Origin of the sequence: Thalassospira sp. A40-3 (genome assembly GCF_015871485.1) — a bacterium.
GTDB classification, from domain to species: domain Bacteria; phylum Pseudomonadota; class Alphaproteobacteria; order Rhodospirillales; family Thalassospiraceae; genus Thalassospira; species Thalassospira tepidiphila.
In genome coordinates, this window is sequence record NZ_CP065428.1 from 2,083,562 (window position 1) to 2,104,944 (window position 21,383).

Annotated in this window: 20 protein-coding genes and 1 tRNA gene; 5 read left to right on the forward strand and 16 right to left on the reverse strand. The window is 53.7% G+C overall.

All coding sequences use genetic code 11. The features are described from left to right. Window positions 1-7: 7 nt before the first annotated feature. Window positions 8-868: a cupin-like domain-containing protein gene (locus tag IT893_RS09465; RefSeq protein WP_040823827.1), complete on the reverse strand. Its 861-nt coding sequence runs from the start codon at window positions 866-868 to the stop codon at window positions 8-10. 286 nt (window positions 869-1,154) lie between these two features. Continuing rightward, window positions 1,155-1,247: transfer RNA gene (locus IT893_RS09470), tRNA-Ser, on the reverse strand. Between the two features lie 282 nt (window positions 1,248-1,529). Here IT893_RS09470 and IT893_RS09475 point away from each other — a divergent pair. Continuing rightward, the gene (locus tag IT893_RS09475) at window positions 1,530-1,751 is read left to right on the forward strand and encodes a hypothetical protein (protein ID WP_008890757.1); all 222 of its coding nucleotides are present in this window, start codon (window positions 1,530-1,532) and stop codon (window positions 1,749-1,751) included. 157 nt (window positions 1,752-1,908) lie between these two features. Here IT893_RS09475 and IT893_RS09480 read toward each other — a convergent pair whose 3' ends face one another. The 7 genes from IT893_RS09480 to IT893_RS09510 all read right to left on the reverse strand — a co-directional run bounded on the left by IT893_RS09480 (window position 1,909) and on the right by IT893_RS09510 (window position 10,885). Continuing rightward, window positions 1,909-3,087, reverse strand: coding sequence for an MFS transporter (locus IT893_RS09480; protein ID WP_197147562.1), 1,179 nt, complete (start codon window positions 3,085-3,087; stop codon window positions 1,909-1,911). A 49-nt stretch (window positions 3,088-3,136) separates the two neighbouring features. Further along, entirely contained in the window at window positions 3,137-4,171 is a 1,035-nt protein-coding gene (locus IT893_RS09485; RefSeq protein WP_252724130.1) for a GlxA family transcriptional regulator, read from the reverse strand. A 130-nt stretch (window positions 4,172-4,301) separates the two neighbouring features. Next, a complete protein-coding gene (locus IT893_RS09490; RefSeq protein WP_008890760.1) occupies window positions 4,302-5,990 on the reverse strand; it encodes a hypothetical protein in 1,689 nt (562 codons plus the stop codon). 254 nt (window positions 5,991-6,244) lie between these two features. Next, entirely contained in the window at window positions 6,245-6,841 is a 597-nt protein-coding gene (locus IT893_RS09495) for a membrane integrity-associated transporter subunit PqiC (protein WP_197147563.1), read from the reverse strand. Beyond that, window positions 6,838-8,517 (reverse strand): intermembrane transport protein PqiB, encoded by a 1,680-nt coding sequence (locus IT893_RS09500; protein ID WP_197147564.1) that lies wholly within the window; start codon window positions 8,515-8,517, stop codon window positions 6,838-6,840. Before IT893_RS09500 ends, IT893_RS09495 begins: the two co-directional genes overlap by 4 nt. Continuing rightward, window positions 8,514-9,839 (reverse strand): paraquat-inducible protein A, encoded by a 1,326-nt coding sequence (locus tag IT893_RS09505; RefSeq protein ID WP_197147565.1) that lies wholly within the window; start codon window positions 9,837-9,839, stop codon window positions 8,514-8,516. Before IT893_RS09505 ends, IT893_RS09500 begins: the two co-directional genes overlap by 4 nt. A gap of 146 nt (window positions 9,840-9,985) precedes the next feature. Then, window positions 9,986-10,885: a LysR family transcriptional regulator ArgP gene (locus tag IT893_RS09510; protein ID WP_197147566.1), complete on the reverse strand. Its 900-nt coding sequence runs from the start codon at window positions 10,883-10,885 to the stop codon at window positions 9,986-9,988. A 102-nt stretch (window positions 10,886-10,987) separates the two neighbouring features. Here IT893_RS09510 and IT893_RS09515 point away from each other — a divergent pair, with 102 nt between their 5' ends. After that, window positions 10,988-11,614, forward strand: a complete 627-nt coding sequence (locus tag IT893_RS09515; RefSeq protein WP_197147567.1) for a LysE/ArgO family amino acid transporter — start codon at window positions 10,988-10,990, stop codon at window positions 11,612-11,614. Between the two features lie 20 nt (window positions 11,615-11,634). Here IT893_RS09515 and IT893_RS09520 read toward each other — a convergent pair whose 3' ends face one another. Both IT893_RS09520 and IT893_RS09525 read right to left on the reverse strand, forming a co-directional pair. Beyond that, window positions 11,635-12,213, reverse strand: a complete 579-nt coding sequence (locus tag IT893_RS09520) for a thymidine kinase (RefSeq protein ID WP_197147568.1) — start codon at window positions 12,211-12,213, stop codon at window positions 11,635-11,637. Window positions 12,214-12,255: 42 nt separating this feature from the next. Next, window positions 12,256-13,197 carry a LysR family transcriptional regulator gene (locus IT893_RS09525; RefSeq protein ID WP_197147569.1) on the reverse strand — a complete coding sequence of 314 codons (942 nt, stop codon included), beginning with the start codon at window positions 13,195-13,197 and terminating at the stop codon, window positions 12,256-12,258. A gap of 106 nt (window positions 13,198-13,303) precedes the next feature. Here IT893_RS09525 and IT893_RS09530 point away from each other — a divergent pair, with 106 nt between their 5' ends. From IT893_RS09530 to IT893_RS09540, 3 genes are all read left to right on the forward strand, one after another. Continuing rightward, window positions 13,304-13,984: a type 1 glutamine amidotransferase domain-containing protein gene (locus IT893_RS09530; RefSeq protein ID WP_197147570.1), complete on the forward strand. Its 681-nt coding sequence runs from the start codon at window positions 13,304-13,306 to the stop codon at window positions 13,982-13,984. Between the two features lie 71 nt (window positions 13,985-14,055). Continuing rightward, window positions 14,056-14,256: a heavy-metal-associated domain-containing protein gene (locus IT893_RS09535; RefSeq protein WP_008890769.1), complete on the forward strand. Its 201-nt coding sequence runs from the start codon at window positions 14,056-14,058 to the stop codon at window positions 14,254-14,256. A gap of 130 nt (window positions 14,257-14,386) precedes the next feature. Then, the gene (locus tag IT893_RS09540; protein ID WP_197147571.1) at window positions 14,387-14,938 is read left to right on the forward strand and encodes an NADPH-dependent FMN reductase; all 552 of its coding nucleotides are present in this window, start codon (window positions 14,387-14,389) and stop codon (window positions 14,936-14,938) included. A 56-nt stretch (window positions 14,939-14,994) separates the two neighbouring features. On the opposite strand, the gene gatB is transcribed toward IT893_RS09540, so the two are convergent. From gatB to IT893_RS09565, 5 genes are all read right to left on the reverse strand, one after another. Next, entirely contained in the window at window positions 14,995-16,449 is a 1,455-nt protein-coding gene (gene gatB / locus IT893_RS09545; protein WP_197147572.1) for an Asp-tRNA(Asn)/Glu-tRNA(Gln) amidotransferase subunit GatB, read from the reverse strand. Window positions 16,450-16,452: 3 nt separating this feature from the next. Further along, on the reverse strand, window positions 16,453-17,931 hold the full coding sequence (gene gatA / locus IT893_RS09550) for an Asp-tRNA(Asn)/Glu-tRNA(Gln) amidotransferase subunit GatA (protein WP_197147573.1): 1,479 nt from the start codon (window positions 17,929-17,931) through the stop codon (window positions 16,453-16,455). Next, window positions 17,931-18,221, reverse strand: a complete 291-nt coding sequence (gene gatC, locus IT893_RS09555; RefSeq protein WP_008890773.1) for an Asp-tRNA(Asn)/Glu-tRNA(Gln) amidotransferase subunit GatC — start codon at window positions 18,219-18,221, stop codon at window positions 17,931-17,933. Before gatC ends, gatA begins: the two co-directional genes overlap by 1 nt. Window positions 18,222-18,511: 290 nt before the next feature. Continuing rightward, window positions 18,512-19,732, reverse strand: coding sequence for an ABC transporter permease (locus IT893_RS09560; RefSeq protein WP_040823753.1), 1,221 nt, complete (start codon window positions 19,730-19,732; stop codon window positions 18,512-18,514). Window positions 19,733-19,736: 4 nt separating this feature from the next. Continuing rightward, complete coding sequence (locus tag IT893_RS09565) at window positions 19,737-21,326, reverse strand: ABC transporter permease (protein ID WP_197147574.1); 1,590 nt, start codon at window positions 21,324-21,326, stop codon at window positions 19,737-19,739. Between the last annotated feature and the right edge of the window lie 57 nt (window positions 21,327-21,383).

A 21,383-nucleotide genomic window follows, 5' to 3' on the forward strand; every position in this document is an offset into this window, starting at 1 on the left:
GCAAGCCTCAAGCCTTTCGCGCACGGGCGTGTGCCCAGTCTTCCTTCATCTGATACCACTTCTTTTCGCCAATCATCTTGCCGAGATACTGGTCAATGACCTTAAGCTTGAAGATGCTGGCAAGACCCGCCGCACGCGCAGGCCAGGTTTCAGGCAAGGCGCGCAATGTCAGGCTGATGCCAGCCGTGCTGTATTCGATGAAATGCCACCAGCGGCTGGGGATAAAGATGGTATCGCCCGGCTCCAGAATGCATTCATAGCCGTGAATATCTTTAAGCTTCGGATAGCGTTCCAGATCCGGGTTCCGAAAATCAATATTGCACGAAACAGTCAGTGGATGCTGATACAGGTGCCGTCCATTTTCGCTTCCATACAGGATCACACGTTTGGTGCCGGTCATCTGCGTCAGGAAAACATGGCTGTGATCAAGGTCGTAATGGATATCGACATAGGCGTCCTGACCACCAACAAACAGGAATGGATGATTTTTCAGGAACGTAACGCCAAGGTCAGGATATGAAAAATCCTCGCGCAGTTGTGGCATATGCTTGAACACATTGAACAAAAACATGCGAAGCGGTGTCGGCCCCGCCTGAATAAGATCAAGATATTCGCCAAAGGGCATGCTTTGGGTTGAATCGAGATAGTCGTTATCCGAGTTTGCAAATGCCTCGCTGTAAAGCGGCACCTCGACATCGCCACAGCCCTGCTTCAGGTAGTCATAAGACCATTTTTCCAATGCAGGCCAGTTTGCGGCGAAACTGCGCATGATGACGGGACGTTTGGGCTTAAGATATTGGTCAATAAACTCTTCTCGGCTCAGATCATCTCGTCGATCAATGCTCAGATAGCTTAACTGGCTCGTCATTCCGGCCCCGTCTGTTTTCTTGTTTTGCTGCACACCAGAACGCTCAAGCCTTTTTTCTGTTCCACCTTCAGCTTGGAGCTTCTCAGATAGATCATAGGAAACAGACGAAATCAAGCTGGCTGCGCCGGTGGCACTATGGACTAAACAGTTGTAATTTTTGATCTCTTGCGATGAGCCAACGTGATTTGGGAACCGATCTGGCTTCACCATAATCAATCGCGTCGGCCACGGCCCAAATGCGCGGGCTCGAAACGAAAAAAGCACCCTTTTGGGGTGCTTTAATCAATGGCGGGCAAGGAGGGATTCGAACCCTCGATAGGGCTTTTGACCCTATACTCCCTTAGCAGGGGAGCGCCTTCAGCCACTCGGCCACTTGCCCTTTATGTCCTTGGTGTTCCCTGCGGAACGACGCCTTTCTTAAACATCGCCATGGCGCATGTCAATGCCCGAAACCAGCGTTAAGGTCGTTTTCTTTTTAACAGTCCTGCCAAATAAAACCAGCAGCTTTTTGACTGCATTGCTCACTGCATTTCACGGTTGATTGGGAAAAGAGTCTTCAAACCATCACATGGCTGTCATCGGACAGAAAAAAACAGCTGTCATAACGGTGTGGTCGATTGGTTTTTCACCGTCTTTTGACGTAAATGCTGGTTGGAGAAAAATGCGTACGATCTATCAAAGCACGGATGATCTCGGTCATACCCTTCGCGCCCTCAAGATGACCAAGGAAGGTCATAACGATCCTGTTTACATGGGGCTGGTCATTCAGGACCGCGAAGTCCTGTTCCGTACCCGCGAAAATAGTTCACGCGATTTCGTTTTGCAGAAGATCAAGGAATTCGTCGCAGGCAATGCGACAAGTTTGGTATCCCAACCGGCCTGATGGCCGGTTTTTTATTGCCTGTACACACGCACCCTAACCGTTCGCGTCCATCCCGAACGGCTTGGGGTGCAAGCGACTTCAGTCGCGCCGGGGCGGCGATCCCCGTTCGCCCTGCAACTTCACCGCCGGTCGTCTTGACCGGCGGTTTCTTTTGATTTCATACGCCTGCGGTTGCTTGCTTTGCGGCATATCCCCGCCACATCAAAATCAGTGCAACACCCAAAACGGGCAGCACACCAAAGTTGATCAGGCTCCAACCGGCACCCGCGATCAATGCCCCGCTGGCAATTGTGGCGACTGTCGCCGTCCCACTGTTGCCAAGCTCCATCAGGCTTTGAGCATGCCCGCGTTCCGCCGCATCATGCCCCTCGCCCAGCATCGTCGTCGCTGCCAACAGCATCATGTTCCAGCCAATCCCCAGAAGGAACGAACTGATCAGAAAAGCGGCAATCGAAATGCCCGAGACGGCAACGCCAACACTTATTACCAGCGCAAACGCCCCGAATGATGCGACCCGGCGTGGCCCAAACCGGTCGATCATTGGCCCGGCAACGAAGGCCGGCAAGAACATCCCGATCAAATGCCAGCGGATCACGTTGGCCGAAACATCCACATCAAATCCACAATATTTCATCGCAAGTGGTGTCGCTGTCATGACCAGGACCATAATACCCTGCCCGGCGGCACTGATGGCGATTGCCCCGCGAATGACTGGGCGACGCAACAGATCGGACATAACCGCCCTGCTCGACCCGGCACGTTGCGGAATGCCACCATCTGGCAACATGATCATCAAGGATGCACCCAAGGCCGCCAGACCTGCCAGTGCCACGTAGGCCCCGGCAAACGGAACCGGAAACATGCCTTGGCTTGCCACAGCAATCTCCGGGGCAATTAGCGCGGCAACAACACCCCCACCCAGAACAAGGGCGGCAGCACGCCCCTTTTCGGATGGCGCGACAGTTTCCAACGCCGCGTAACGGTAATACATAGCCGACGCCTGATATGTGCCAATCAGTGCGGCGGCAAACGTGACCAGCCAGAACGAACCGATATAGATGCCGTAAGCCACCATCAGGCCACCCAAAACTCCAAAGAGCGCCCCGACAAACAACCCAACGCGTCGTCCACGACGCTGCATCAACATGGCAATCGGATGAACAGATACGAGATTACCGACCATAAGCATTCCAAGTGGCAAAGTTGCCATGGATGGCGCGGGGGCAAGCGACACACCGACAAGCGATGTCAAGGTAATGCCGATCAGTGAACAAGACCAATACAGCGCCTGCGCGAAGAAAAGCAGACGCAATGATCCATTGGTCAGCAACAACATGTTCCCAACTCCTGAAATTCAGACTGTGATGAAAGCCGTCAAACCGTCGCTAGTTTGCGGAGACTAATGATTTGCGGGCAAAGCGATCCGCATATTCCTGGGGACTGACAGAAAGATGTCGCTGAAACGCCTGGCGCAGCGTTTCCGGATGCCGGAAGCCGCACAATTCGGCAACCTGTCCAATCGCAAGGGCTTCGTCCTGCAACAGCGCACGGGCGGCTTCTACCCGGACGCGCTCGACATAACGCGCCGGGCTCATCCCCAGATCACGCGCAAACACCCGTGAAAAAGTGCGCGGTGTCATCCCGGCACGTTCGGCCAGTGTTTCAAGCGATAGATCCTTGGCGATATTGCCGGGCAACCATTCAAGCAGATTTGCAAGCCGTGCTGTGGCGCCGGTTTCAGGGATCAGATAGGCACTGAACTGCGCCTGCCCGCCGGGCCGTTTGAGGAACATTACAAGCCTGCGTGCAACGGACAAGGCCAGGGCACGACCGAAATCCGCTTCGACGATTGCCAGCGCCAGATCAATCCCGGCGGTGACACCAGCTGATGTGAAAACATGTGGATCACCATCCAAGCCCGCGGGATCATAGCTGTGCAGCCGGTCCCCCATCATTTGGATTGCCGGGTAATCCCGTGCCATTTGTTCGCAACGCGACCAGTGGGTTGTGGCCATTTTGCCATCAAGCACCCCCGCCTCGGCCAGAATAAGTGCACCTGAACAAATCGAGCCTAGCCGCGGTACGATGCCTTCGGCCTTTCTGACCCAATCAAGGATTTGCGGTTCTTTGCATTCTGTCAGAACACCGACACCACCTGGCACCAGCAAGGTATCGACCGTTTCCAGATCAAGGTCGCGCCACGCCATATCGGCATATATTCGCACACCACAGGATGTCTGTACCGGCCCACTCGCCCCGGCCACAACGATCCCGTCGTATCCTTGTGGCCGTCCCAGCGCGGAAAGCTCGTCATTTGCCGAGCCAAACACCTGAAGCGGCCCGATGACATCAAGACTCATGACACCATCAAAGGCGTGGCAGGCGACTAATTTCGGGGTATGGGGCGAGTTGGACATCATCGTAGCTCCTTGTCAGAGATACATCATGCCCAATCCCGAATGTGGCAACAATGACAAACACCCCACGAATCTTGCCAACTGGCTTTCGTGGGGTGGTTTGGTCATTCAACGCCAAAAGGATGTCTTCGGCTCAGAACCCGCTTCGTTGCAACAATGCATAGAAATCGCGGATCGTGCCTTCCTTGGTCGTCATGTCCTTGATGTCATCGACCAATTTGTCGGTAAAGTTGGGCTGTTTCAGATACCCGACCACCCTTTTCCGGGCCATGGCAGCCGATTTGCCCTCAATCAGAACACCACTTGAACAGAACTGAACCAGCATATAGGCGCGTTTGCGCAAATGCAGGCTCGGATTATCAATGCGTTCAATCACCTTCTCGCGGACAAGATACTCTGCCAGCCCGTCATCAAGCTTGGCACCGATTTCCGCCTTCTGTTCGTCAGGAACGTTTGATGCCGCAAGCACGTCGTTCATATGTTTGACGGTCGCCATTTTGTCGCGTGGCTTGGCGTCCGGCTCACAGAACGCGCGCAAAGCACGCATATCACCAACAGCGTCGCGCATCATTTCGTAAAGTTCGTCGGCAAAGTCTTCGACGATCCCGCTATTGGCAACCGCAATAAGCCAGGTCAGCTTCCGGAAGTTGGGGATCAGGCGACTGTTGATTTCTGCGACACCTTCGATCAGGGCCCGTGGGCCACCAACATTGCGCAACCGAGCACCACGTTCAGCAATCGCGCTGACCATCGGCGTGCCATAAATCACGCCCTGCTCTGTGATCAGGCGTTCAAGGATACCGTCAAGCGGATCCGGATCGCTTTCGTGGCGTTGCAGGCTATTGGCACTGCGCAGTTCGCGAACGATGTAATCAAACATCGCTTCCTGACTGTTGGCCAAAAGGCCAGACCCAAACAGCGGGTTCAGAAGTTCCAGAATGTCATCGGCAGCACCGCGATTGCCCTTTGCCCGACCAAGTGCGAGGTCAATGTGCAGGGTCACCGCTTCGCCAAAGCTGCGCGAACCGCCAAGCAGTTCCTTGAGTGCGACGGGAGAACCGAGAATATCGGCAATCACGTCATCAATCATCTTGCGGGCAGCTTCGTCCTTTTCATCGCCCTTGACCTTAAGCGCGAGGTCAAGCTTGCCAACCCAGTTACGGGTCGAGGACAGCACACGCGTCAGCGCAACCATGGTCAGGAAGTCGGTATCTTCCGCAAGGTTGAGGCGTCGGATTTCGTCACGCACTTCCGAAATGGTGGCGTCTTCGAATGCCGGCAGATCGACCTTCTCAACTTCGCGGGCGCGCGCAGAAAGCTGCTCAATCGCGCCATGAAGGTTGTTCATCGCCTCAATGTGATCGCCATCCGTCGCCTTGGCATGAAGCCCGGCAACCTTGTCGACCGCGGTCGGCATCAAGGTGTCATGGAACATCAACTTGCGCAGGTTCTGGTAATTGTACATTACCTCGCAAGGCGTCAGAATTTCCTGTTCGAAATATTTGCGCAGCAACCGGTTGATGGTCGCGCGGCTTTCTTTCTGCAAAAGGTCGTTATCCGTCTCGCACAACGGCGCTTCGTCGATCGAAGTTACCCGAACGTCATCGTCCTGGTCATCGCCAGCACCTTGTTTTTCGAGAAGTACCTTTTCAATATGACGACCGTCGCCGCGTTCCCAGTTACGAATAACGCGCACGGCAGAGATCTTGGTTTTCACAAGCTTTTCAGCTTCTGTAACCGCCTCCTGTTCGACATCAAATGTCGAATGGATTATCCAGCGATCCCCACGCTGGACCATAACTTCAAATGTCGTATCCGACATGACGCGCTCTGGCTCCCTAACTTCCTGTTTGGGCGGCATAAGTCTGCCGTTTAACTAGTCAGGCGCGTGTCCCAATTTTTATATTTATTCTTACTTATACTGCTATTCGGGTTCCTAAAACAATAGTTCGATGCAGATGTTTTATATACTTTCGGGTATTTCTTTAGAATTTCCTGAATTCCCCTGCCCTTCAAGCTGGGAAATTCTGACAATCGAACTGCGTATTCGCCCTTCAACCGTCCTTTTGTGACGGATCACGGTATCCGCGCCGCAATTTCGGCTGTCAAATCGGCCAGCAGGCTGCTCATGGCGATAACGGTGTTGTCGAGTGTTTGATCGACTGGTGTGCTGACCTTGTCATATTTGGCTGCTGTGACGATTTCCCCACTTTGGAAACGCACAAGCTTCCAGCGTGCTGTGAGGTTAACATTGCCATCGGCCTGCAGTTCAAAACGGTCAATATCGACAACCACCTGCCATTCCACCATGTCCCGTGAGTTCCACGGAAAGACTTCCAGCCGTGCTGCAACCCCGGTCCTGTCGAGGTTATCCATAAGAACACGATTGATGTTCTCGCCCAGCGGTTCGGCCCAGCGGTAACCGGAATTGACCTCCGGTCGATTGGCGGCACTACGCGTGACGATCGTCGATCGGTCGAGATAGCTCGGAATTGTCACCGGACCCACGCCAATGACTGTCGTTTCACCGGATGCCGGCGACACCGGCTGCACCATTGGTGACAGCAAATAATATTGGTCAGGAACCGAGGGTGACGCGCAAGCGGCCAAAAGCGGTGCAACCAGCAGCCCCCCCCATCTGGAGATCATTTTCCGGACTGTGTGTCGCATCATTTATTCTCCTCCGGGCCGCTCTTGCCAAGGATAAGGGCACTCGGGTTCTGTTCGAGGAAATCGGTCAGTTCACGCAGGGAACGCGCCGTCGCACCGAGTTCTTTCAGGGCCTGTTCAAGGTTGTAACGCACAGGTGACGTTGGCGCCGTGACATCGCGAACACCGCCAAGTGCCTCGCGTGCTGCATCCAGTGCGGTCTGGGTTGCGGGTAACACACTCGCATCCAGATTGGTAACAAGCGTATTTATGCCCGCTGCGGCCTGTTGCAGGCTGATCATCCCGTTATTCAGGGCCGGCGACGTTACGATATTCTCCATGCCCTCCACGGTCCCAAGCAGGCGAATTCCGATTTCTTCAATCGGGAAGGTCTCGACCTTTTCAAGAAGACTGGTTAGCGAATTTGCAATTTCGTCCAACTTTTGCGGCAATGTCGGAAGTTCCGGCAAATTGCCCTCTTGATTGCCAAGATAGCGCGCCGGGGAAACCGGATGCATGGACAGGTCGACAAACAACTGACCCGTAATGAAACTTCCTGTCTTGAGGCGGGCACGCAGGCCATTATCAATCAGGGTTTCAATGGTTTCCTGCGGGTCGACATCCCCCAGGCGCCCACCAACGATACTTACCCGTTCGGGTTCAAGTGTGACTTCAACCGGCACACGGAAGGCATGCTGTGTGACGACATATTCCAGGTCGACACTTTCGACTGTCCCGACACGGATACCGTTAAATTCCACAGGTGCACCGCGCGAAAGCCCGCGAACCGAGGAATCGAAATAAAGCATGTAGCGCTGGCTGTATCCCTCAGCAAGCAACTCGGCCTTCTCAAGGCTTTCATGCAGTCGGAATACCGTATCTGCGGTCGCCATTTCGTCGTTTTCATTTGCGGGCGGCGTATAAAAGTTGATTCCACCCGCCAAAACAGAGCGAACAGACTGCGCACGCACAGAAAAGCCTTCGGCATTCAGATCAAGGGCAATCCCGCTTGAATCCCAAAATCTGGTTTGGCGTTTAACAAGGGCATCGAAAGGTTTGCGGATAAATACGGGGATTGAAACACCATCCGCATTGGCATCCAGTTCGGTATCAAGCACCTCTCCGACCTCGATCCCGCGCAGCAGGACCGGTGTCCCCTCACCCAGGGAGCCAAGCTCTTCTGCTGTCAGGACAAAACGCGTGCCGTTTTCTTCGTCAGGTATAAATTGCGGCTCTTCCTCGCCAATAAATTGGCGTGCCTTTTCCCCCGACTTGTCCGGTATCACTTCAATGTAGGCCCCGGAAACAATCGTTTCCAAGCCGGTAATACCGCGCGCACTCACGCGTGGGCGCACAACCCAAAACCGCGTTTTATCTGTCAGGTAATCGCTGAAATCCGCATTCATCCGGATCGTCAGAACAACATGTTCCATATCGTCGGCAAGATTGATGGCTGTTACCTGACCGACATCGACATCGCGATAACGCACGGCTGTCTTACCGGCAGACAGACCTTCGGCCGCTTCAAACGTAACGGTGATTTCAGGACCCTTTGAGACAATATCACGCCACAACAGCCAACCACCGACGACCAAGGCCACCAGCGGCACCAGCCAGATAATTGAAAAACGGCCCCAGCCTGTTCGGATGTCGGGCTTTTCCGGCTGTTGATCCGGTTCTGAACTTTTCGCGTCACTCATGACGGAATCCCCTGATTTTCAACGCGGTCATGATCTGTCTTCACACTTGCCAATCTTGGTCGCTTGACCGTTTGCATACCGGCGCGATCCCAAATCAAACGCGGATCAAAGGCCATGGCCGACAGCATTGTCAAAATAACCACCCCACAAAATGCCACAGCCCCGAAACCGGGTTGAACTGTTGCGATATTTCCAAGTTTTACCAGTGCTGCAAGGATCGATACCATAAACACATCAACCATCGACCATCGCCCGATCAGCTCTGTGATACGATAAATCAATGTGCGCTCCTTGAGTGGACCAGACAACCCCAAGGCGGTCGCAATATAAACCCACCCCAACAGCAGGATTTTGATGATTGGCACCAGAATGCTTGCGGTAAAGACAACGATGGCAATTGGCCACTCTCCGGCCCGGACCAGCGCGCTGACGCCGGAAAGTATTGTGTCTGCCTCTGCCCGGCCAAGATACGTCACGGTCATGATCGGAAAGACATTTGCCGGCACATACAAAATGACAGCAGCCAGCAATAACGCCCATGAACGCGACAAGCTGCGTGGTTTTCGATGATGCACCATCGCACCGCAGCGCGGACAACGCACATTTTCATGCCCGCCGCCCAGAACAACCATGGAGCATGTGTGACAGGTCAGAAGTGTTCTGTCTTGCTGATCTGAACCTTGTTGGTTGCCAATATCTTCAGATGTCGGATAACGCAGGTTTGCCGGTGCCAACCGCCGCCAAACGTAGCGTGGATCAAGCGTGATATTCATCAGAAGAACCGTCGGGATCAGACAGCAGATCGCAAAAAATGCAGGACCGGCAATGACGTCAGCAAAATCCGTCAGCTTGGTCAAAGCCACCAGCAACCCGATCAGGAAGACATCGAGCATCGACCAGGGCCTGATGATCGCCAGAATGCGCCAGACCTCCTGCATGCCGGGCACTTGCCTGTTCAAACTAATCGGCAGCAATACATAGATGTGCGCCGTAATCAGGACCAGCGGTGCCAGCACAGATGTGACGGCGACCATAATGGCCAAAAACGGAAACCCTTCGCGCCAGAACGTCAGCACACCACTGCTTAGTGTGTTGGTCTCAACCCGGCCTTCCATGGCAAAGGTCAAAACCGGGTAGCTGTTGGCAATCAAGAACAACAGAAAGGCCGTGACAGCCAGCGCCAACGGTTTGTCAAAGCGGACCTGTGCCGCGCGGTACAACGGTGATCCACATCGAACGCAATATGCGACACTGCCCGTCGGGATTTCTTCCTCGACATGGAGATAGTCGCAATTTTCACAGGCGATCAGTCGATGAGACATTGTTTTCCTGTTTTTACAATCCGTTATACGGACTGGTTCGCACATCAAAGTAAGCGACACTTTTGCATGCAAGTCAAATCGGGTCACTTGGCAGCGGTGAATGTCCTTGGCAAATAAGACAAAACAATGTTCAGAGAGACATGATTTTACTGCGAATTTTCCGGCAGATGACGCCGCGCCTCAGACAGGACGATATCGTTGACCTGATCAAGAAGCCGACTGTTGATGGTTTTGTGATGCCAATATAATGGACGATCAATTTCAAACGGACACGGCCGAACCAGCTTTCCCGTGCGAAGCCCCTCTTCCGCCTGATGCTGTTCAACGACGGCATAGGCCACACCCTGTTCGGCAAGGGTCACGAAACCCTGTGAACTTGGAACAGTATGAGCGGGGAATTCCCCGGGGTTTAGTCCGAAATATTGATGAAGGAACTGGTTTTGCAGCTCATCATGTTCGGAAAAATTCACCGCCGGACAGGCGCGCAAGGCATCCGCATTTACGCCATCCTTGAAATAGCGTTCCTGAAACTCTGGTGAAACCACCATAAAGTAACGCATGGAGCCCAGTGGTCGTACCCGACATCCCTGAATGGGTGTATCGCGCAAACTGACCGCACCCAGCACGTTTCCTTCCTGCAAGGATTGATGATTAAGCGATTCATCATCGACGACCAAATGCACCAGAACGCCAAGTTTCTCAAACAGCATCTTGGGCACATCAACAAACCAGGTCGCCAGACTGTCGGCATTAACCGCAAGCGTTACCTGACCAAATTCGCCTTCGGCGCGCACCTCTGGCAGTTCTGAACCCAGATCCTGTTCAAGCAGTCGCACACTTTGATAATGCGCAAGCAACCTTTGGCCTGCAACGGTTGGGACAATCGGCTTGGCGCGCACCAACACTGGCTGGCCAAGTCGCTCCTCCATCAGCTTGATCCGCTGGGATATCGCAGACTGAGTTAGTCCCAGCGCCCGCGCCGCCTTCTCAAAGCTTCCGAAACGGATAACCTCCGCACAGGCCTCAACCAATTTGTAATCGAGCATGACCAACCATCAATTTTACTAATCCATGTTTAGTATAATTCGATTTTCTTAATCCACAAAGGTGCTATCAACGGCGAACCACAGTACAAGGGATGCCAAAGAATGCTTTTAACCTATGCCACCGGATTTGGCCTTGGCGGCGGACTGATCATTGCGATTGGCGCGCAGAATGCCTTTGTTCTCGGTCAGGGATTGCGGCGCAATCATCCGGTGATGGTGGCCTTCGTCTGTGCCCTGTGCGATGCCGTTTTGATTGCAGCGGGCGTCGCAGGGCTTGGAACCTTGATTGCCGCCTACCCACTCCTCACAAAGGTTGCGGCCTGGGGCGGCGGCTTATTCCTGATCTGGTATGGATTTGGTGCTCTGCTGCGGTTGTTTGAAACCGAGACATTGTCGGAAAAGGCGATCTCGAAAACCGGCTGGAAGGCAGTTCTTACGACCACCCTCGCAGTCACGCTTTTAAACCCGCATGTCTATCTTGATACGGTTGTCATGCTGGGTGGTATTGGCGGGCAATATCCAGCGGACGAAAGACTTGGCTTTGCCTTGGGCGCCATGAGTGCCAGTTTTGTCTGGTTCTTTGCCATTGCACTGGGGGCTGCATGGCTTGCCCCCTATGTCGCACGCCCAATCACCTGGAAGATCATTGATGGCGTAACCTGTGGCGTTATGTGGCTGGTGGCCTATAGCCTGCTGGCACCGGAAATACGGGCGCTCATCGGGAACTAGAACGCCAAGTCGAGTGCGCCTTACTCGTCCATCGCTTCCTTGAAATGGCGACGACAGACCGGGACATAACGATCATTCCCGCCGATTTCGACCTGTGCCCCTTCGCGGACAGGTTTGCCATCCGCATCAACCCGCAAAACCATGCCGGCCTTGCGGCCGCAATGGCAGATGGTTTTAAGCTCATTAAGCTTGTCCGCCCACGCCAGCAGCCATTTAGAACCTTCAAACAGCTGCCCCTGGAAATCGGTACGGATGCCATAGCACAACACAGGAATGCCATGGATGTCGGCGATATCGGAAAGTTGCCAGACCTGGTCTTTAGAGAGGAACTGTGCCTCGTCAATCAGGACACAATCGACTTTTCCCTTTTCGACCTGCTCGAGGATCAGGGCCGTCATATCGGTATTGGTATCAAACAGCAGTGCCGGTGCTTCAAGACCAATGCGCGACGCAATCTTGCCTTCGCCAAAGCGGTTATCAAACGCCACTGTCATCAGTAACGTTTCCATGCCGCGTTCACGGTAATTGAAACTCGCCTGAAGCAAGGTGGTCGATTTCCCCGCATTCATGGACGAGTAATAGAAAAACAGATTGGCCATGCGTGTCCCCCGAAAATTCGTCACAGGGGAATAGCCCAACAATCACGAATGATCAATATGGCTGTCGCTTTGAACTTGCCCATTGCGCGAAATGTCGATTTCACGCATTTCTCGCCGCATATAATCCAGAAGCGACTGAACCTTTGCACTTCGGGTCACACCGCCCGGATAAACGGCATAGATCTCAAGATCGGGCAGCTTGCAATCAGGCAAAACCCGGATTAAGTCGCCGGTATCAATTTCCTGCTGAACATCACATAGCGGGACAACCGCCAATCCGTGACCACCCCACAGGAACTGTAATCTGGCTGTCGCGTTATCCACCCGAACACTGCCCGACACACGGATATTTCGGGTACCTTCGGCACATTGAAGCGTCAGCGTCTCAGGAACACGGCTATACATCACCCATTCATGTTCGGACAAATCATCCGGGCTTTCGGGCAATCCGAACTTGCTGACATAGGACTGGCTGGCCGCGATGATCCTGTGGGTCTGATAAAGTTTGAAGTTCTTGAGTTCCGAATTTTTCAGCGGCCCGGAACGCACGGCAATGTCAATGCCGCGACCAATCAGATCGACAACTTCGTCGCTGAGATGCACATCGATCGACACCCCCGGATATGTTTGCCGGAATCGATCAAGGATCGGCACAATTCGAAGTGTGCCGAGATGAACCGAACAGGTCAGCGATATCTTCCCTACAGGGTCGTCACGCAATTCTTCGACACGTTTTCGCGCAGCTTCGGCTTCGAGGGAAATGGTGCGGCAACTGTCGTAATAGCGTGCCCCCGCATCAGTCAGGCTGAAACTGCGTGTGCTTCTGCGCAACAAAGGCACGCCAAGGCGTGTCTCAAGCTGGCGAATTTGATGAGAAATGGCAGCACGGCTGAGCCCCATCTTCCGCGCAGCCGCAGAAAACCCGCCTTCGTCAACAACGCGGGCAAAGATCATCATCGCCCGAACTTCATCAAGTGCCGACATTCAATATGCTCATTAAATTTGACAATGTGTTCACTTCATCAATCTTTCGCAAATTCTGTCAGCCAGTTAAGATAAGTGCAAATGAATTCCACGCATGGAGGAACTGATGCGTATTTTGATGATTGTTACGTCACATGATCAGATGGGTGACACCGGACACAAGACCGGTATCTGGCTCGAAGAGTTTGCAGCCCCTTACTATCGCTTCAAGGACGCCGGGGCAGAGATCACGCTGGCATCCCCCAAAGGCGGCAAGCCGCCCCTTGATCCCAACAGCCAAGTGCCCGACGCCCTGACCGATGCGACCGAGCGGTTTGAAAAGGACGAAGCGGCAAACGCTGTTTTCGCCAACACCGTCACCCTTGAGGGTTTGAAAGCCGATGATTTTGACGCCCTGTTCTATCCGGGTGGGCACGGTCCGCTCTGGGATCTGGCAACTGATCAGAAATCCATTGCCCTGATCGAGGCGTTCGTTGCCCAGAACAAACCGGTTGCTGCCGTCTGCCACGGTCCGGCCGCCTTGGTGAACGCCAAGACGCCAGATGGCAAACCGCTTGTTTCGGGCAAACGTGTTACCAGCTTCACCAATGATGAAGAAAAGGCCGTCGGCCTTGAAAACGTTGTACCGCTGTCGATTGAGGACGAATTCAAGAAGCATGGCGCAACGTTTGAGCGCGGCGATAACTGGGCTTCCTATGCGGTTGTTGATGGCAAACTTGTCACCGGTCAGAACCCGGCATCAAGCGATGCAACGGCCGATGAAGTCATCAAACTTTTGTCTGCATAAAACTGCTTGACCTTCCATCTACTGGAACCTCCATACTGCGTTCATAGACACTGATCATATGGAGAAATCTGATGGTAAAATTGAAGGTCGAAAAAATGAGCTGCGGTCATTGCGCAAGTGCCGTGACCAAAGCAGCAACAAAGGTCAGCGGCGTTGAAGGTGCCGAGGTTGATTTGGCAAATGGCGAAGTCGCCGTTTCCGGAAACCCGGACGTCAATGCCCTGATCGCGGCGATCACCGATGCCGGCTATCCGGCATCTGAAGCCCGCTAGGATCATACACCCACGTTCGCGTCCCCCACCCGAACGTCAGAGCCGCCAGTATTGAAAATATGCTGGCGGCTTTTCTTTACGCTGCGTGCTCGTTTGTGCAACCATCGCCACAAACAGAAAGCGGCACCAAATGACTTTTCATATTACTGCCCTGTGCGGAAGCCTTCGCCAAGCATCGATCAACAGAACGCTCCTTCAAGCGGCACAAAAGGTTGCGAGCCCCCATGGCGCAACCGTTCATCTGTTTGATGGTTTGGGCCACCTTCCGATCTTTAATCCGGACAATGAAGATACTGATGATCGCAATGTTGCGTCATTTCGCAACGCACTTCGCCGCGCGGATGCACTCCTGATCGCCAGTCCCGAATATGCCCATGGTGTCACCGGCGCGATCAAGAATGCCCTTGATTGGGTGGTGGCCAGTGGCGAATTCATGCAAAAGCCGGTCGCCTGCCTGAATGCGTCAGGCCGCGCAACAATCGCACAGGCGGCATTGATTGAAACCATTCGCACCATGGATGCACGCATCGCCACTGACGCGTGCATAACCATCCCGCTGAACGGCAAGAACTTTGACGTTGATGATATCCTACGCGATCCATCCAGCCGGGCATTACTTGAGACCGCGCTTCGGCACCTAACGACTGCTATTTCATGCGAATTTCAAAACCTGGCCAATTAGTCATACAAAAAAAGCCGCCCAAACGGGCGGCTTTTTCTTTGGTCTGATGATTCCAATCAGCCGAGGATTTTATCGCGCAGCAGCTTGTTGACCATGCCCGGGTTAGCCTTGCCACCCGTGGATTTCATAACCTGACCGACAAACCAGCCAAGCATCTTGTCCTTACCAGCACGGATCTCTTCGACCTTGTCCGGGTTCGCGGCAATCACTTCGTCAATTGCCGTTTCAATCGCGCCGGTATCAGTGATCTGCTTAAGACCTTTTTCCTCGACGATCTTTTCCGGATCACCGCCGGTTTCGATCATGATTTCAAAGACATCCTTGGCGATACGGCCAGAAATGGTGTCGTCAGAGATCAGATCGATCAGCTTGCCAAGGTTTTCGGCCGTTACCGGGCTATCAGCAATCCCTACTTCTGCCTTGTTCAGCGCACCGAACAGGTTGGTGATCACCCAGTTCGCCGCCAGTTTGCCATCACGGCCCTTGGCAACGACTTCGTAGTAATCAGCCTTTTCCTTTTCGGCGACAAGAACGCCGGCATCATATGCCGACAGGCCATTTTCACGCATGAAGCGGGCCTTTTTCTCGTCTGGCAGTTCCGGCAGTTCTTTTTCGATTTCCGAAATGAACGCATCATCGAAAACCAGCGGAAGCAGATCCGGATCCGGGAAATAGCGATAATCATGTGCCATTTCCTTGGAACGCATGGAGCGGGTTTCCCCCAGACGCTGATCATAGAGACGGGTTTCCTGCTGGATTTCGCCGCCACTTTCGATCACTTCGATCTGGCGTTTTGCTTCGATCTCGATCGCCTGCATCACGAAACGGATGGAATTGACGTTCTTGATCTCGCAACGGGTGCCAAAACCTTCGCCCGGACGACGAACAGAAACGTTGGCATCACAGCGCATGGAGCCTTCGTTCATGTTGCCATCACACGTGCCAAGATAACGCACAATCGCGCGCAGCTTGGTCAGGTATGCACCGGCTTCTTCCGGCGAACGGATGTCTGGCATGGAAACGATTTCCATCAGCGCCACACCCGAACGGTTCAGGTCGATATGCGAATATTTCGGGTCCTGATCGTGCATCGATTTCCCGGCATCCTGTTCAAGATGCAGGCGCTCAATGCCAACCGACTTGGTCGAACCATCAGGCATATCCAGAATAATCGTGCCTTCGCCGACAATCGGTTTGTCGAACTGCGAAATCTGATAGCCCTGCGGCAGATCGGCATAGAAATAGTTTTTGCGGGCAAAAACGCTTTCCTTGTTGATCTTGGCCTTAAGACCCAGACCGGTTTTAACCGCCTGACGCACGCATTCTGCGTTCACAACCGGGAGCATGCCCGGCATGGCCGCATCAACGAGGCTGACATTGCTGTTGGGCTCGTTACCGAACTTGGTCGAAGCACCTGAAAACAGCTTGGACTTGGAAATCACCTGGCAGTGGACTTCAAGACCAACGACGATTTCCCACGGGCCGGTAGAACCTTCAAGAATATAGCTCATGGATCAGCCCTCCTGCCCGGCAGGTTTTGTGGTAAAGTTGGCAGCACTTTCGAGCACGCCACCAACACGCAGAACGGTTTCTTCATCAAACGGCTTGCCAATCAGCTGAAGACCCAGCGGCAATCCTTCGGCCGAAAGACCGGTCGGCACCGAAATGCCCGGAAGACCGGCAAGGCTTGCCGGAACGGTAAAGACGTCATTGAGATACATCTTGACCGGATCGCCTTCGTTTTCACCAATCGCAAAGGCCGCAGACGGTGCGGTCGGCGTCAGGATCGCATCGACCTGACCGAATGCACCTTCGAAGTCCTGATAGATACGACGACGGACTTTAAGCGCCTTGTTGTAGTAGGCGTCATAATAACCAGCCGACAGCACATAGGTACCGATCATGATACGGCGCTGGACTTCCTTGCCGAAACCAGCAGCACGGGACTTCATGTACATGTCATCAAGGCTGTCGCCGTCATCCATGACACGCTGGCCATAACGCAGGCCGTCATAACGTGCAAGGTTCGAAGACGCCTCTGCCGGGGCGACGATGTAATAGGTGCCCAGCGCATATTTGGTGTGCGGCAGGGTCACATCGACAACTTCGGCACCGGCATCGCGCAGCATGGCAACGCCGTTATCCCACAGCTTGCTGATTTCTTCTGGCATACCATCAACACGATATTCCTTCGGAATACCGATTTTCATGCCACGGATATCACCGGTCAGGGCCGCTTCGAAATCCGGAACGGCAATCGGTGCAGACGTGCTGTCCTTGGCGTCATGACCCGCCATCGAACCCAGCATGATTGCCGCGTCGCGAACGGTTTTGGTCATCGGGCCGGCCTGATCAAGCGAGCTTGCGAAGGCAACAATGCCCCAGCGCGAGCAACGACCATAGGTCGGCTTCAGACCAACAATACCGCAATACGATGCCGGCTGACGGATCGAGCCACCAGTATCAGTACCGGTCGCGGCAAGCGCCATGTTGGCAGCAACGGCCGCAGCCGAACCACCAGATGAGCCACCCGGAACTAGATCCTTGCCGGATTTATCTTTCCACGGGTTGATCACATTGCCGTAATAGGACGAGGTGTTCGATGACCCCATGGCGAACTCATCAAGGTTCGCCTTGCCCAGCATCACCGCACCATTGCCAAACAGGTTGCTGGTGACGGTGGATTCATATTCCGGTTTGAAACCTTCGAGGATGTGCGATGCCGCCGTGGTCTGGACACCTTCGGTGCAGAACAGGTCTTTAACCGCAATCGGCAGGCCTTCCATTTTACCAGCGTCGCCCTTGGCGCGCTTGGCATCGGATGCCTTGGCCATTTCCATGGCCTTTTCCGGGGTTTCGGTGATGTACGCATTCAGATTGCGATGTGCGTCCATCGATTTCAGGTGTGCTTCGGTCAGTTCGACCGAGGTATAATCACCCTTTGCAAGCCCGTCGCGGGCTTCTGCAAGTGTCAGCTTTGTCAGATCAGTCATTATTCAACCACCTTGGGCACAACAAAACAGCCAGCATCGGTCATCGGTGCGTTTGACAGCACTTTTTGCTGGATATTGCCATCGGTGACTTCATCCTTGCGCAGCGGCAGGGTCAGATCGGCAACAGATGTCAGCGGCTCGCAGCCTTCAACATCAACTTCTTGCAGTTCCTCGACAAAATCGAGGATACGGGTCAAATCTCCCGCCAGTTCGGAAAGGCCTTCTTCGGACACGTTGATACGCGAAAGATAGGCAATACGGCGAACTGTTTCCTTATCCAAAGACGACATGGATGAAAGTCTCTCTTAAGGAATGACAAAAAACCCGGCAGAGAGATATCTGCCAGAACGTGAATTACAGCGCGGAAACTAGCACCCCGCCGCCCCTGCCGCAAGGGTTCGAAGCAACGAAGAACGCCTGTTGTCGCGCTGTCTGGCAGATAAAACTCTCACGCGCGAAAATATCGCCTGCCTAGATCGGATCGGGGATATGAAAACAAACAGGCCGGCAACAAGAATGTTGCCGGCCTGTTTCGTGTTTATGTCCTGCCCCGTGTCACGCGACAGAATGCCTGATCGGCTTAGCCCGGGCTCATACCACGCAGACGTTCGGAACGACGACGCAGCAGTTCGACTGTCAGCAGCAGCAGGATCGAGACAGATACAAGGATCGTCGCGGCTGCCAGAATGGTCGGCGAAATCTGTTCGCGAAGACCAGTATACATCTGCCATGGCAGGGTTTGCTGACGGGCAGAACCGACAAACAGCACCACAACCACTTCATCAAACGAGGTGATAAAGGCAAACAGGCCGCCCGAAATCACACCCGGCAGGATCAGAGGCATCTGAACCTTGAAGAAGGTGGTTACCGGGTTTGCCCCCATGTTTGCCGCCGCACGGGTCAGTGACTTGTCAAAGCCAACCAACGTCGCGGTAACCGTGATGATGACAAACGGAATGCCCAGAACAGCGTGGGCCAAAATCACCTTTACATAGCCGACGAATGCCTGATTAAGCCCAAGATTAAGCTCAAGCCAGTTACCCAGCGGCGCATAGAAGAAGAACATGCCAGTCGCCGAAATGATCAGCGGCACGATCATCGGTGAAATAAGCACCGCCATCATCGCCTGGCGCCCCGGCACGTGCGACTGGCTAAGACCAATTGCGGCAAGGGTCCCAAGGGAAACCGAAATCAGCGTCGCAATTGGCGCAATAATCAACGAGTTCTTGAGCGGCACCATCCATTCGTCGGTCCCAAGGAAATCGCGATAATGCTTGAGGCTGTACCCTTCTGCCTTGAAGCTCAGCATTTCAGGCGTAAAGGTAAAGAAGTTCTCGGCATTGAAGCTTAGCCAGATTACCGGCAGAAGCGGCGCGATCAGGAAGAAGAACACAAACGCACAGATGAACAGGAATGCGTTGTGCCAAAGAACCTGACCCGGCGTGTAATAGATCGGAACGCCGGCACGATATCGACCACTTCCAACCCAGTTGGCAAACCAGCCCATCGAAATACCGACAAGGAAGCCACCAAACAGGCCGCCAAGCCCGCCGAAAATCATACCTACACCGCCGAAAAGCACGCCAGTTGCCAGCGTTTTCTGTTTGCTTTTCACCTTGATGATTTTCGAAAACACAAAGGCCAGCGCCGCACCGACCACAGCACCGATGACGAACCCGACCCACGGGCTGCCAAAGATGTTGCCGGTAATGAACCCGAACATCGCGCCCAACAAGGCCACCAGTGGCATCGTGAAGGTCATCAATTCGGGCCGTCTTACGTATGAGATTACTTCATTCATGTTCTTAGCCCCCCAACTTCACGTTATCGATGCCCACAATCTTGTCGTAGCACCAGTACAGGCCAAGAACGACGACGAGAAGGATGGACCCGAGTGCGGCCGCAAGGCCCCAGTTGAGCGAACTCGAAATATGATAGGCAATTCGGTTGGAGATGAAGACACCATCCGTACCACCAACGATTTCCGGCGTGATGTAGTAACCGATCGCAAGAATGAACACGAGGATCGAACCGGCACCAATACCCGGAACCGATTGCGGGAAATAGACACGCCAGAAGGCCGTCCAGTTCGTCGCACCTAGTGACTTGGCCGCACGTTGATAGCTGGGCGGAATGGTTTTCATCACCGAATACAGCGGCAGAATCATGAACGGCAGCAGGATGTGGGTCATCGCAATGACCGTACCTGTTGCGTTATTCATCAGAACAAGGCGATCCGCATCGTTAACGAAGCCAAGCCAGACAAGGATTTCGTTGATCACCCCTTGCTGCTGTAACAAAACCTTCCAGGCCGACGTTCGCACCAAAAGCGACGTCCAGAACGGCAGCAGAACCAAAATCATCAGGATACTTGCCGTACGCATTGGCAGATTGGCAAGCAACCAGGCCACCGGATAGCCAAGAACAATGCAGCTTGCGGTAATGATCAGCGCCATGATCAGTGTGCGCATGAACAGTGTCGTATAAATCTGCTGATTTTCGGGCTTCATCACGATGCCGTCGGGCGTCAGCGTCATATCGACGGAATTCAGGAAGTAGCCCGGCGTCATGCTTGGCGAATAGAGCTTGATGGTTGCCCAGATATCAGCTGAGCCCCAATCTTTGTCTTCTTCGGTGAAAGCTTCGCGGAAACCGAATTGTGGCAGCTGATCAATATTGGCGGCAGCGGCTTGCAAGGTGCTTGCGCCCGCACCGTTATAGCTGTTGATCGCCGAAACCGTATCCGGATTGGTCAGGTCCATACCAAGGGCGCCATAAACGGACTCCCACGGATCTTCCTCGGCAACAGTGTCGCCATCGCGGATCGCGGCCCAAAGGGCAAAGTCGGTATAGGCGCGCGCGGTCCAGGGCAGCAGCTGAATGATTTCTTCTGACGGCACAAAGCCGACATCACCGCTCATGTCTTCATCAGACATCAGCGCCATCAGTTCACGGCGGGTTTCAAGGAAATCTTCGCCGCCTGTGCCCGACATCATTTCGAACCAGAAAGAACCTTCTTCGAAGTTCGGATCAATGTCTTCAAGCGGATCCTGCCAAAGTTCACCGATGTCATCAAGCGACCGCCCCGTGGTCCGGAACAAGGATGACAATCCGGATTGCTCGTAGTTCAGGCGCGAACCAAGGCGGGTATGCTGTTTAGCTTCTTCTGCCTTGAATAAATCAATGTAAAGATTGCGGTATACGTTTTCGTGCGGCGGTTCCCCGCTTGATCCATCCCACTGGGAAAGCGCAATCACGGTTCCCGGAAGCGTATTCGGTACAATGTCGTTTTCAACCGACCGGAAAAGCATCGAGAGAATCGGTACGATAAAAGTCACGACCACAAAGATCAAAAGTGGCGCAACCAGCATGAGCGCGCGCATCTTCTGACGCATCAATGCCCTTCGTAGACTTTGTTTTAGCGGTCTGCCATCAGCAGCTAACACTACTTC

Bases quoted from the DNA above. Each gene is read 5' to 3' on its own strand.
- IT893_RS09485 (WP_252724130.1), bottom strand. From the start codon at position 4,171: ATGATGTCCAACTCGCCCCATACCCCGAAATTAGTCGCCTGCCACGCC.
- IT893_RS09525 (WP_197147569.1), bottom strand. From the start codon at position 13,197: ATGTCGGCACTTGATGAAGTTCGGGCGATGATGATCTTTGCCCGCGTT.
- IT893_RS09515 (WP_197147567.1), top strand. From the start codon at position 10,988: ATGCTTTTAACCTATGCCACCGGATTTGGCCTTGGCGGCGGACTGATC.
- IT893_RS09495 (WP_197147563.1), bottom strand. From the start codon at position 6,841: ATGATGCGACACACAGTCCGGAAAATGATCTCCAGATGGGGGGGGCTG.
- IT893_RS09500 (WP_197147564.1), bottom strand. From the start codon at position 8,517: ATGAGTGACGCGAAAAGTTCAGAACCGGATCAACAGCCGGAAAAGCCC.
- IT893_RS09560 (WP_040823753.1), bottom strand. From the start codon at position 19,732: ATGAATGAAGTAATCTCATACGTAAGACGGCCCGAATTGATGACCTTC.
- IT893_RS09505 (WP_197147565.1), bottom strand. From the start codon at position 9,839: ATGTCTCATCGACTGATCGCCTGTGAAAATTGCGACTATCTCCATGTC.
- IT893_RS09475 (WP_008890757.1), top strand. From the start codon at position 1,530: ATGCGTACGATCTATCAAAGCACGGATGATCTCGGTCATACCCTTCGC.
- IT893_RS09480 (WP_197147562.1), bottom strand. From the start codon at position 3,087: ATGTTGTTGCTGACCAATGGATCATTGCGTCTGCTTTTCTTCGCGCAG.
- IT893_RS09510 (WP_197147566.1), bottom strand. From the start codon at position 10,885: ATGCTCGATTACAAATTGGTTGAGGCCTGTGCGGAGGTTATCCGTTTC.
- IT893_RS09465 (WP_040823827.1), bottom strand. From the start codon at position 868: ATGACGAGCCAGTTAAGCTATCTGAGCATTGATCGACGAGATGATCTG.
- IT893_RS09490 (WP_008890760.1), bottom strand. From the start codon at position 5,990: ATGTCGGATACGACATTTGAAGTTATGGTCCAGCGTGGGGATCGCTGG.
- IT893_RS09535 (WP_008890769.1), top strand. From the start codon at position 14,056: ATGGTAAAATTGAAGGTCGAAAAAATGAGCTGCGGTCATTGCGCAAGT.
- IT893_RS09540 (WP_197147571.1), top strand. From the start codon at position 14,387: ATGACTTTTCATATTACTGCCCTGTGCGGAAGCCTTCGCCAAGCATCG.
- IT893_RS09530 (WP_197147570.1), top strand. From the start codon at position 13,304: ATGCGTATTTTGATGATTGTTACGTCACATGATCAGATGGGTGACACC.
- gatA (WP_197147573.1), bottom strand. From the start codon at position 17,931: ATGACTGATCTGACAAAGCTGACACTTGCAGAAGCCCGCGACGGGCTT.
- IT893_RS09565 (WP_197147574.1), bottom strand. From the start codon at position 21,326: ATGCGTCAGAAGATGCGCGCGCTCATGCTGGTTGCGCCACTTTTGATC.
- gatB (WP_197147572.1), bottom strand. From the start codon at position 16,449: ATGAGCTATATTCTTGAAGGTTCTACCGGCCCGTGGGAAATCGTCGTT.
- gatC (WP_008890773.1), bottom strand. From the start codon at position 18,221: ATGTCGTCTTTGGATAAGGAAACAGTTCGCCGTATTGCCTATCTTTCG.
- IT893_RS09520 (WP_197147568.1), bottom strand. From the start codon at position 12,213: ATGGCCAATCTGTTTTTCTATTACTCGTCCATGAATGCGGGGAAATCG.